Origin of the sequence: Marinobacter sp., from assembly GCF_048259445.1 — a bacterium.
Lineage (GTDB): Bacteria > Pseudomonadota > Gammaproteobacteria > Pseudomonadales > Oleiphilaceae > Marinobacter.
The window spans coordinates 105,889-116,906 of sequence record NZ_JBLXHQ010000014.1 but is presented as its reverse complement, the minus strand read 5'-3'; the positions used below and the strand labels follow the sequence as shown (position 1 = coordinate 116,906).

The following is an 11,018-nucleotide window of genomic DNA, read 5'->3' as shown; positions in this document are numbered from 1 at the left end:
CGCTTCTGCAACAACAGAATGCAGCCCATAACCAACACAGACGAGGCGCAGGCAACCAGCAGCATTTGCACTGGTGCCAGATCCGCTAGCGCCAACTTGAACGCGGTGGCCACCGTAGACCAGAGCAGAACCGTGCCCAGCCCATACAACATGGCTGTTTTCTGATTTGTCACTACGGCTCCCCTTTCAGCTCTCGTGTAGCGATGCTTTCAGGACTGGCTTCATCATTGTTTGCGCCCGCTGATGGACCCGCCGCCAGCCACCGATACAAGGTACGTCGGTTAATACCCAGAATCTGCGCCGCCCGGCGTTTATTGCCGCTAACCGCCTGCATCACCTCGCGCACATAGTCTTGCTGAAGGTGCTCCAATGTCGGCCATTCGGAGATGTTTCCACTGGATCGTGCAGCTTCAGGACTCACCGATGCGCCCTGACGTTTCCTGATACGCTCAGGCAGGTGATCAGGCTGAATAGTATCGCCCTCACAGAAAGTAACCGCCCTCTCGATTGCACTACCCAGCTCGCGGACATTGCCCGGAAACGGATAATCCATCAAAGTGCGGGAGCTTACCTCACTGAGCTTGAGAAATCCGCGCTGATGCCGCCGCGCAGCTTCCCGTAAAAAATGCATCGCGAGCAAATCGACGTCATCACCCCGCTCCCTTAGCGCCGGAATGCGCAGGCTAAGGGTTTCCAGCCGATAATAGAGATCTTCCCGAAAACTTCCCTCGCGTACGGCCTTGAGCAGATCCACATGGGTGGCGGCGAGAATTCGCACATCCACCGGCTCTTCCTGATCCGCGCCCACTGGTTTGACCATGCCTTCCTGCAGAACCCGAAGCAGCTTAGCCTGCAAGGCCAGGGGCATTTCTCCAATTTCATCAAGCAACAACGTGCCGCCGTGGGCTTCCGCGAACAGACCTTTGCGCGCCTGGCGGGCGCCAGTGAAAGCGCCTGCCTCGTGACCGAAAAACTCACTTTCCATGAGCTCGCCGGGAATGCCGGCACAATTAACCGCCACAAAAGATCCTGAGCTGCGCCCGCTGGTCTGGTGGATAGCTCTGGCGACCAACTCCTTACCAGTGCCGCTTTCGCCGCAGATCAGCACTGCAGCTTCGCTGCGAGCAATCTGCCGGATTTCAGACCGCAGCCGAACCATGCTCTCATGTTCACCAATCAGCCCGAGAGACTCATCTTCACCTTTGTGCGCAAGAAACTGCTGCAATTGCCGGGTGAGGTCAGCCTGTGTCAGCAACCGACGTATTTTCAGGCGTAGGTGGTCAGTGGATAAGGGCTTGGTCAGAAAATCATCCGCCCCGGCCTTAAGCGCATCAACCGCCTGATCCACAGTTCCGAACGCGGTAATAATTATAAACGGCAGACTATGCCCGTCAGATTGAGCTGCCTTGAGGAGCTCCAGCCCATCTCCATCCGGCAGGCGAAGGTCAGAAACAACCAGATCCGGTGTTTCTTCAGCAAGCAGTCGGCAGGCCTCGTTTACGGTTCCTGCGCGAGTTACGCGATAGCCATCCAGCTCAAGTTCTTCGCTTAACAACAGGCTCAGGCTGGCATCGTCTTCCAAAAGCAGGATCGTTGCCTGGTGCTCACTCATTCATGTGCCTCCACTGGCCAGAACAGGCTCATCCGACATCCGCCTGCTTCATTGCTTTCGATTTCTATCCGGCCACCGTGCTCTTTCAGTACGCTGCTGACGACCGCCAGCCCAAGCCCCGTGCCTTCTCCGGCTGGCCGGGTGCTGTAAAACGGCTCAAACACAGCTTCCCGTTTTTCCACCGCTATACCCGGGCCATCGTCGTCTGCCCGAACCTCCCACTCCTTACCGGCTCGATGCAACGACAAAATTACTTCAGAACGCGCGGCCTGGCAGGCGTTGCGCACTACATTCAGGCACGCCAATTCCAGTCTCACGGGTTCCGCCCTGACCTGTGCATTCACCTCAAGGCCTTCGCTCAACAAGCGCTTGCCGAGACATTTTTCATCCTCAGAAGCACGGTGCAGCACATCCCTGAGAACAGCATCGAGGCTGATTGGCCGCCTCGAATCCGGTACATGGCGAAAGCAGTCCAGAAGCTGTTGAATTATCGTGGTCATGCGCCCCACCTGATAGCTGATATCATCCAGATGCCGGCGCTGATCATCCGTGAGTTCGTGTCTCGCAAGAATGTGCGCGCGCCCTTGAATCACGTTCAAAGGCGCGCCAAGTTCGTGCGCGACACCCCCGGCCACACGACCGATCATGGCAATTTTCTCCTGGTATTCCAGACGTTCAGCCAGCTCGCGTTCTTTGATCACGCGCTGTTGTATTTCCTCTTCCGCCAGAGCCATGCGCTCGCCCATGTCCCGCACACCACCGTATATCTGCCGCAGCTCTCGGGGGCCTGACGGCTCCGCATCAAGACGCCAGTGGCCGGGAGCCAAACCCTTCATCGTGCCCAACAGCCGGCTCACGTGCCGACCGACAGCACCGTAGTGTCCTAGCACCACCACAAGAATGATCGTTATCGCCAGAGCAGACCAGATAGACACTGCCCAAAGACGGCTTGAAGCCAGCAGCTCATGGAAGTCACTGCGTCTGCGTGTTATCTGCAGCAACCCCTGTATTCGGCCGTCATCGGCCACCAGTGGCGTAAAGTGCGAGAACACAGATTGCCCATCCACCCAGCGAAAAGCGCCTCCCAGCTCGCCGCTATTGATGACCTGTTCGGCGCTGGCACTGTTACCCACATCCGTATCAGCCAGGCCGAGGCTGGCGATTCGAGCGCCGTCTTTATCGAAGACCGATGCCCCCGACACACGACCAATCCGGAAAATCGATTTCAGGGAATCGCCCATTACCAGTTCGTCTCTTTCCTGCATTGCCCTGGACAGCGGACCGCTAGCCGCGCGGGCGACCAGCTCCAGGTCTTCCTGCAAGCGATCATTCAGGGCTCTCTCAACAGCGCCGAATCCCAGATAAATGGCAAGCCCGCTGATGACAAGCAAAGGAACAACAATGCTCAACACCAGCGTTAACTGAATCGATCCAAAAACCTGGCCGGCGTTTCTGAGGGAAGGTTTCATTCTGGCTCCAGAGACATAATTGCCACACATTTTCGCCACATGTGGCATTTCGCTACAACCCTCATTACGATAGATTAACCGCAAAAATTATATAACATTATGTTTTTAATCAGTTTTATTTAATACCTCGGAGCTGGCACGGTGCTTGAAAGGTCTTGGATGATCGTAAATGAAACAGGAGAAGTCGATTATGAATATGAACAAATTACTCGTATCCATTACCGCATCCGTTGCCCTGCTCGCCGCTGCCCCCGCTATGGCGGACCAATCCCGGCAAAGCCCGGCAGCCACTGAGTCCACCGGCTACTCAAACCCCGCAGCAGCGGGCACTCAGAAGACCGACTATAACGATGCTGAACTGAAACAGTTCATCGCAGCACAGGAAGGCATTACCGAAGTTCGCGAAGAATACATCGAGAAAATTGAATCAGCGGACTCCCAGGAGAAAGCTCAGGAACTACAGATGGAAGCCAACGACGAGATGGTATCGGTCATCGAAGATTCAGGCATGGACATACCGACCTATAACGCCATCGCGACGGCCTACAGCAGCGAACCGAAAGTACGCAACCGTATTGAAGCGCTGATGTAAACGCCAGTCGAAACCGGACGAGCTGCTCGTCAGTTTAGCCCTGCCAAGTGCGGGGCTTTTTTGTGTCACAGCGCCAGAGATTCTACAGATCAGTTAACCGAAACCGGCACCGAAACAAATTTGACGCCCTGGCGAGCCAGCTCGGCAGAACCACGTGCCGTAAGCTCGGAAATAAACTGAAACTGCTCTTTGGGATCAAACGGGTAGGCCTTTAACCGATAGTGCATACCCCAGGGCTTGTTGAAAACAATCACCAGCACAGGTTGCCAGGTTTTTGTTCGCGGGCTGGTAAAAGCTACATCCCTGAGCAACTCACGTACCCGGCTGACATCATGGTTCGCCTCAAGATGAAAGTCTGCCACGCACATCAGGTTGTCGGTGCCATCGTTACCGTTGGCAATCAAGGAGTTCCACAATTTGTTATGGGGGATAATCACAACCGTGTCATCCGGAGTGACAATCTCCGCCGCGCGCGTGCCTATGGCCCGCACTTCACCGTATTGCCCGTCCACTTCAATCCAGTCACCCGGGCGGTATGGCATCTCGTAGAGGGTAACAATGCCGGCAATCAAGCTGTTCGCGTAATCCTTGAAGGCAAAGCCCAGAGCCAGGGCCAGGGCGCCGAAAATGGCCACCATATTTTCGAACGATGGCTCGACCAGAATCGGAACCACGATCACAATCGTGGCCAGAATGATTAACAGCCGAAGCAGAGGCACAGACGCCAGCAGGTAAAGTCTCGTTTTGCCACCCAGCTTTTCCGCAAACCGGGGAAGCACTTTCTGAATCGCCACGGTTATCAGCGAGGCGAGCGCAATCACTAGCACAGCCTGCAGCAGCGCCTGCCCGGTTATAGAGGCGAAGGCATCCTTGATTCCAAGATCATCGATCATAATCGCTCCTAAAACTGATCAAGCGGAAATCCCCAGCTCTGCAGGTGGCGCCTGACAGTGGGATATCCGATAGCTGTGACTCGCCACCGTTCGTGAGGTTGTTCACAGGTCACAAGCTCAGCGCGCTTTAACCGTGACAGCACCAGGCTCAGTTCGTAGGCAGAAACACCCGTGATCACCTCCAAAGAGGCCGTATCAAGGCCGTTGTGTAACAACAAACCATGCAACACAAAGCCGGTGACACTCTCTTTGCTTTGAGGCATGGTCGGAAGGCTCAGGCGCTCCAACGGCACTACCCAGCAATCCGCCGCCCGGCTGTGATTTTCCGAATTCTCATCATCTTCCAGCTTGGCGTCATCATCTGGCTGGGCCCGCAGTGATCTCTGCCAGATGGCCAGGGCAACGCCTGGGTTACCGCGAGATGTGGCGGCCAGATCACGCAAAAAATTGCTGTGTTTGCGTTTTTTACTGTTCTTCTTTTCAATTTCATCCGCTTCAGACTGGGGTAGCACATAGTGGCCATCACCCGTCATTCTTGCGATCACCGATGATTTTTTGGCCCCCGAGGCCAGATAGGTAAACCAGGAGCCCAATCGCTCAGAGTTCATAGGCGCAAGCGTCCATGGTGACATCTGGGCGTTTTCTAGGTAATGCCCCCAATATCTCCAGCACCAGCTTGAACACCCCACAACGCCCGCACCCGTATCGCCATTTGCGATCCGGCGAAATAGCTCCTTGACCAAAGCCAGACCTGAGAGGCGCCTTAACCAGAATTCCGCAAGCTCGGGGATCACCCAGGGACGCGACAAATCCTGCTTATCCCACCATTCACTGGCTTCCTGATCGCTAAACGCCAGGGCATCAGGTGGCGCAATAACTGTCCATTCGCCCGCACTCCCAGGAATAAAGCCTGACGGCCCGGGTTCTGAAAAACAGGCGAGCGATTGCTGCACTCCAGAAAAAGGCGGCGCCACCATGCAGACAACCTCGCGACTCAGCGCGCCCTCGGAGTGCGCCTGCTCAAGACTGGATGCAATAGCAACGGCCTGACGGGCATAATCCGGCTCCGGGGCCAGTCGTTTCTGCTGGGCAGCGGATAGCTCGGGCAGTTCATCCATGCTTTCAAAAGGCTCTTCTGCCTGAGACACCCCGGCCCGCAACCGTGTGAGTGCATACCCGATAGCGTCCTTGAGCGAACGCCGTACAGATGTCTCGGGAAGCGTCCACTGCTCCGCGGACATCAAACCGCCGGGGAGACAGGGATCAGCATTGTTCTCGTTGGTTTTTTCCTTCAAAAAACAGCTCCTTCATGGCCCGCGGCTAACCTGTCTACTCAGATAGCAACCAGCCGTGTTCGTGGGAAAAGCCCAACACAGACTCTCCGGCAATATCCTCAATCATGGCAGAAAATCGATCTTCAAACCCCCAGGGCGGATTGACCACCAGCATGCCGGAACCGGTCATGCCACGCTCCGGAGGTTTTTCAAGATGAACTTCGCTGCACCACACTTTTCGCATGGGGCTGTTTTTCAATGCTTGCTTCAATACAGTTTGCAAACCACTGGTAAGAATCGGATACCAGACAAGATAGACTCCATGACGGCATTTTTGCCATGCTTTCTGCAAAGTAGTGGCAACATCAAGATACTCGGATTTGATCTCGTAAGAAGGGTCAATCAATGTGATCAGCCTGGGTTGAGCGGGCGGCAGTTTTCGCAACAGGCCTTTCAAGCCGTCTTCATGCATAACCCGTACACTCTGACCCTGATCCGCAGCCCAGCCCGCAAGCTGGCCGCTTTCCGAAGGGTGAAGCTCAAACGCCGTCAACGAATCACCCGGGCGCAGGAAATGACGAAGCCAGGCCGGGGAGCCCGGATAAACTGTCAGCGGACCCTCGCCGGCATTGAAATGCGACAGCAGGTTCACAACTGGCTGCCAGTCCGCAGAGGTTAAATCGTTCCGGCTGGCCCAGAGCCTCTGCACACCCGAGTCCGCTTCTGCCGTTTTTCTGGCCCGCTCGCTCTTAAGGTCGTAAATGGCGCTTCCCGCGTGGGTATCGAAGCAGGCAATGGCCGAGGGCTTTGCCTGCATCATGGATATGGCAAGCGCCAAAGCCCCATGCTTTTGAACATCCGCAAAGTTCCCGGAGTGAAAGGCGTGAAGGTAACTCAGCATAAATCGGCTCCCTGTTAACAGGAGTCATTAAGCCCGAGCGCATGCCAGCAGTGCAAGGGAGCACCTGAAAAAGACCTGCAAAGCGAGCAGAGCATCAAGCCTCTGCAGAGTGTCAGTCAGAACGGCAAACACCTGAGGATGGCTTACCCGAACTACAGCACTCGGGCCGGCTCTGCACAACATTATCTTTATCAACTGATTTGCGGAGCGATTGCCACGCAGAGAACACACTTTTTGAAGAACCGGCTAGCCGAACCACTGATCCGCTCATGCTTTTTTCCCCGAATTAAGAGCACGTTGAAATCAGAATCTAGCACCACAAATTGCATTTGCAAATGATTATCATTAAAATTTGATATCGAGCAGTTTTGATTGCCGCAGATAAATACGTGCAGAAACACCCTTGCGTTGTATAGCTTTAATAATCATAATTGCGAACGATAATAACTAACATTAACATAATCGTTTCCAAACCCGGAGCTTTTAATGAAGTCACTATTTCGACCAGCCTCTCTCGCACTCACGATTGCCGCAGTAGTGACCGCTGGCTGTGCAAATACCGGCCCATCGCATTATTCATCATCGCAACCCGCCACGAAAATATCGGTTGTTGAACATTATGCCGATCTGGCACATGCCGGGTATGAAGACGCCCTGATAACGGCCAGGGTGCTAGACAAGGCAACCGACCGGTTAATTGCTAACCCGACAGAAGCCAACATGAAAGCCGCCAAGGAAGCCTGGCTTGCGGCCCGAGTGCCCTACCAGCAAACAGAAGTTTTCCGCTTCGGCAATGCGGTTGTGGATGACTGGGAGGGACAGCTGAACGCCTGGCCTCTGGACGAAGGACTGATCGATTATGTGCAGGCGGATGACTACCAGTATGAACTGGGTAATGCTGGTGCAACCGCCAATATCATTGGGAGCAAAAGCGTCAATGTGGGCGGCGAGACCCTCGATGTAATCAACCTTACACCCGAGCTCCTCTCTGGCCTGAATGAAATTGGAGGCTCGGAGGCAAACGTTGCGACCGGCTACCACGCTATTGAATTTTTGCTTTGGGGTCAGGATCTGCAGGGCTTTGAGCCGGGTAACGGCGAGCGCCCGGCCACCGACTATGCAACGGGTACCGACTGCACCAACGGCAACTGCAATCGGAGGGGCGAATACCTCGATGCGGTAACCGATCTCCTGATTTCTGATCTCGAGTGGATGGTTGCACAGTGGGCACCGGGTGCCTCTGGCAACTACCGCAGCCAGCTTGTGAATGCCAACGCCGACGAAGGCGTTCAGAAAATGCTGTTCGGCATGGGTTCGCTGTCGCTGGGCGAGCTGGCTGGCGAGCGCATGAAGGTGGCCCTTGAAGCCAACTCCTACGAAGACGAGCATGACTGCTTCAGTGATAACACCCATAATTCCCACTATTACAACGGCCAGGGCATCCAGAACGTATATACCGGCACCTATCGCCGCGTAGACGGCAGCCTGGTATCCGGCCCTTCTCTGTCTGATCTGGTCGCACAGAGCAACCCTGAGCTGGACGCCCGCCTGAACGCGCAACTGGATGCCTCAATGAAGGCTCTGGGCTTGATGAAGGCCAAGGCCGAATCAAGCCGGAACCCCATGCCGTTTGACATGATGATTGCACCAGGCAATGCCAAGGGTGCCAGCGTTGTCAACGGCGCGATCATGGCATTGGTTGAGCAGACCGGCTCCATTGAACAGGCGGCTCGCCAGCTGGGCCTTGAAGCCCTGTCGCCAGACGACGCCGGCCACTCTTTCTGATACCAAGTTGAAACAATGATCGAAAAACGACTAACAACCGCATTGCTGGCGTTTCTGGCCTGTATCACCCTGCCGGCTCACGCCGGCAGCTACGCAGGTTTTCCGTTGCAGGAGTCTCCGACTACCGGAGGCGACGGCACGGTCAAACAGTTCGATACCAACGCTTACTCCCTGCCCCAGGGCAACCTCTCAATGACCAAACGCCTGGATTTCAGCGTGGGTAACAGTTTTTTTCGCAACCCCTGGGTAGAAGCCCCGGCCAGCACCACAGCGCGAGACGGCTTGGGCCCATTGTTCAACACAAACTCCTGCCAGGGCTGCCATATCAAAGACGGCCGTGGGCACCCTCCGGGAATCGATGAACCACCCGTATCGCTGTTCTTGCGCCTGGCCGTTCCGGCAGACCCGGCCATAGATGCAGATATTCTGCGCACCAACGGATTCAAACCTGCGCCGGCGTATGGTAGCCAGCTACAGACCGCCGCCCTGCCCGGGGCCAAACCGGAAGCCGACATGGTGCTGACCTGGAACAAGGTCACCAAAACTCTGGCTGACGGCACCGAGGTGGAACTGCGGGAGCCCATCTACACAATCGAAAATCCGAACTATGGCCCGGTGCCCGACGATCTTCTGATCTCTCCCCGGGTCGCACCACCCATGATAGGGATGGGGCTTCTGGAAGCCATTCCCATCGCCACTATTGAGGCCCTTGCTGACCCACAGGATGCCGACGGCGATGGTATTTCCGGCAAACTGAATCAGGTTTGGGATCTGGCTACCAACCAGACAACACCCGGCCGGTTTGGCTGGAAAGCCGCAGAACCCAATGTGCATCAACAGAGTATGGGTGCGTTCGCCGGCGATATGGGGCTGACATCAAGCCTGAAACCCGCGACAGACTGCACATCAGAGCAGGCGTGTGATCGCTTTCCCGACGGTGGCCAACCGGAAGTCAGCGACAAGATCGCAAACTTTGTCACCTTCTATGCCAAGAGTCTGGCCGTGCCGGCACGACGTGGCATGGAAGATCCCTCCGTGCAGAAAGGCGCGCAGCTGTTTAACGAGACCGGATGCGCCGGGTGTCACACGCCCCGGCACATCACAGGGACAGATCCGGAGCGCCCGGACTTGAGCAATCAGACCATCTGGCCCTATACCGACATGCTGTTGCACGACATGGGCCCCGCCCTGGCCGATGGCCGCGATGAGTTTTTGGCCAATGGCAATGAATGGCGTACACAGCCACTCTGGGGCATTGGCCTGGCGCAGACCGTCAATCCGCAAGCGGGATTCCTGCACGATGGGCGGGCACGGACACTGGAAGAAGCCATTCTCTGGCACGGCGGCGAAGCCGATCCTGCCGTCGCACGCTACAGCCAGTTCAGCGCCGATGATCGTCGCGCGTTACTCGACTTCCTGAACTCACTTTAACGGAGCCCGATGTGAAGCGACTGACACTTACGATATGCCTAACCTCCGCCCTTGTCTCAAGTCCGCTGATGGCAGCTAGCGCCAAGAGTTCAGACGACCCGAGTGCAGACTATCGGCAACAATGGCACGGCGATATTTTCAAAGGCTACCAGAGCCTCGCGACACAAAGCCAAACCTTGGCACAGCAGGCGGAGACCTATTGCCAGGCCCCCTCGCCCGAAGGGCTTGAGCAGACCAAACAGGCCTGGCTGGAAGCATTTCTCGCTTGGCAGCGCGTGCGTTTCGTGGATTTTGGCCCCGTAGAACAGGGAAACCGAGCATGGCAATTCCAGTTCTGGCCGGACCCCAAAAACCTGGTCGCCCGAAAGGCTTCCTACCTGCTCAAAGACGATGCACCGGTAACGCCTGAGAAAATCAACGAGTCCGGCGTTGCCGTGCAAGGCTTCCCGATAGCTGAATACCTTCTGTACGACCAGGCATTCAGCGAGGGCGAAAGCGCACTGCCTGCAGATCACACCTGCAAACTGTTGGTTGCCGTAACCCATCACATCGCCGCCAATGGCGAAGCATTGGCTAACGACTGGAACAGCTTCCAAAGCAGCTACGTTGGCAATGAACAGTACACAGATACAACCATCCGGGCAGCAATGGCCGGGCTGGAGATCCTGGAAGAGCGCCGTTTGGCCACGCCCATGGGATTGCGCGGCAACGGCAAACGTTCGGTCTACAGCGCCGATGCCTGGCGCAGCGGGGCCAGTTTGATTGCAGCAGACGCAAGTGTTCGAGGGCTCAAGCATTACTTTCTTCCCGCCTTCTCTGAACTTCTGAAGGATCGGAAACAAGCCGAACTGGCTGAAGAGATCGGGCAGCAGTTTGACGAAGTACTGGCCAACTTTCCGGAGCTTGACCGCCCCATGGCGCCACTACTGGCTGACGACAACGCGTTCAGATCCCTGCAAAGCCTTTACATTGACGTGACTCAGCTAACCGCAATGGTGAACGACCGGGCGGCCATTAAGCTCGGCGTCGTACGCGGTTTTAATTCCAGCGACGGAGATTGA

At 55.9% G+C, this 11,018-nt stretch carries 9 protein-coding genes and 1 pseudogene; 4 read left to right on the top strand and 6 right to left on the bottom strand.

The window, feature by feature from the left end; genetic code table 11:
- From ACN0RL_RS11780 to ACN0RL_RS11770, 3 genes and pseudogenes are all read right to left on the bottom strand, one after another.
- A pseudogene (locus ACN0RL_RS11780) lies at positions 1-173 on the bottom strand (EamA/RhaT family transporter); the annotation flags it as partial.
- Positions 173-1,612, bottom strand: coding sequence for a sigma-54-dependent transcriptional regulator (locus tag ACN0RL_RS11775; protein WP_417516951.1), 1,440 nt, complete (start codon positions 1,610-1,612; stop codon positions 173-175). The pseudogene ACN0RL_RS11780 and the gene ACN0RL_RS11775, both read right to left, overlap by 1 nt.
- Positions 1,609-3,081 carry an ATP-binding protein gene (locus ACN0RL_RS11770; RefSeq protein WP_417516949.1) on the bottom strand — a complete coding sequence of 491 codons (1,473 nt, stop codon included), beginning with the start codon at positions 3,079-3,081 and terminating at the stop codon, positions 1,609-1,611. Before ACN0RL_RS11770 ends, ACN0RL_RS11775 begins: the two co-directional genes overlap by 4 nt.
- A gap of 190 nt (positions 3,082-3,271) precedes the next feature.
- Here ACN0RL_RS11770 and ACN0RL_RS11765 point away from each other — a divergent pair, with 190 nt between their 5' ends.
- Positions 3,272-3,673: a DUF4168 domain-containing protein gene (locus ACN0RL_RS11765; RefSeq protein ID WP_417516947.1), complete on the top strand. Its 402-nt coding sequence runs from the start codon at positions 3,272-3,274 to the stop codon at positions 3,671-3,673.
- An 89-nt stretch (positions 3,674-3,762) separates the two neighbouring features.
- Here ACN0RL_RS11765 and ACN0RL_RS11760 read toward each other — a convergent pair whose 3' ends face one another.
- The 3 genes from ACN0RL_RS11760 to ACN0RL_RS11750 are packed head-to-tail and all read right to left on the bottom strand — an operon-like array spanning position 3,763 to position 6,741.
- Complete coding sequence (locus tag ACN0RL_RS11760) at positions 3,763-4,566, bottom strand: mechanosensitive ion channel family protein (protein ID WP_417516945.1); 804 nt, start codon at positions 4,564-4,566, stop codon at positions 3,763-3,765.
- Between the two features lie 8 nt (positions 4,567-4,574).
- Positions 4,575-5,861, bottom strand: coding sequence for a hypothetical protein (locus ACN0RL_RS11755; RefSeq protein ID WP_417516943.1), 1,287 nt, complete (start codon positions 5,859-5,861; stop codon positions 4,575-4,577).
- A 34-nt stretch (positions 5,862-5,895) separates the two neighbouring features.
- Positions 5,896-6,741, bottom strand: coding sequence for a 23S rRNA (adenine(2030)-N(6))-methyltransferase RlmJ (locus tag ACN0RL_RS11750; RefSeq protein ID WP_417516941.1), 846 nt, complete (start codon positions 6,739-6,741; stop codon positions 5,896-5,898).
- A 486-nt stretch (positions 6,742-7,227) separates the two neighbouring features.
- Between ACN0RL_RS11750 and ACN0RL_RS11745 the strand changes: the two genes are divergently transcribed.
- Genes ACN0RL_RS11745 through ACN0RL_RS11735 form a run of 3 tightly spaced genes read left to right on the top strand, consistent with a single transcriptional unit; the run spans position 7,228 to position 11,018 of the window.
- Positions 7,228-8,526, top strand: coding sequence for an imelysin family protein (locus ACN0RL_RS11745; RefSeq protein ID WP_417516939.1), 1,299 nt, complete (start codon positions 7,228-7,230; stop codon positions 8,524-8,526).
- Positions 8,527-8,541: 15 nt separating this feature from the next.
- Positions 8,542-9,957, top strand: a complete 1,416-nt coding sequence (locus tag ACN0RL_RS11740) for a di-heme oxidoredictase family protein (protein WP_417516937.1) — start codon at positions 8,542-8,544, stop codon at positions 9,955-9,957.
- Between the two features lie 11 nt (positions 9,958-9,968).
- Positions 9,969-11,018, top strand: a complete 1,050-nt coding sequence (locus tag ACN0RL_RS11735; RefSeq protein WP_417516935.1) for an imelysin family protein — start codon at positions 9,969-9,971, stop codon at positions 11,016-11,018.

What these genes read in the sequence shown, in the direction of transcription:
- ACN0RL_RS11775 (WP_417516951.1), bottom strand. Translation starts at nt 1,612, where the DNA reads ATGAGTGAGCACCAGGCAACGATCCTGCTTTTGGAAGACGATGCCAGC.
- ACN0RL_RS11770 (WP_417516949.1), bottom strand. Translation starts at nt 3,081, where the DNA reads ATGAAACCTTCCCTCAGAAACGCCGGCCAGGTTTTTGGATCGATTCAG.
- ACN0RL_RS11765 (WP_417516947.1), top strand. Translation starts at nt 3,272, where the DNA reads ATGAATATGAACAAATTACTCGTATCCATTACCGCATCCGTTGCCCTG.
- ACN0RL_RS11760 (WP_417516945.1), bottom strand. Translation starts at nt 4,566, where the DNA reads ATGATCGATGATCTTGGAATCAAGGATGCCTTCGCCTCTATAACCGGG.
- ACN0RL_RS11750 (WP_417516941.1), bottom strand. Translation starts at nt 6,741, where the DNA reads ATGCTGAGTTACCTTCACGCCTTTCACTCCGGGAACTTTGCGGATGTT.
- ACN0RL_RS11745 (WP_417516939.1), top strand. Translation starts at nt 7,228, where the DNA reads ATGAAGTCACTATTTCGACCAGCCTCTCTCGCACTCACGATTGCCGCA.
- ACN0RL_RS11740 (WP_417516937.1), top strand. Translation starts at nt 8,542, where the DNA reads ATGATCGAAAAACGACTAACAACCGCATTGCTGGCGTTTCTGGCCTGT.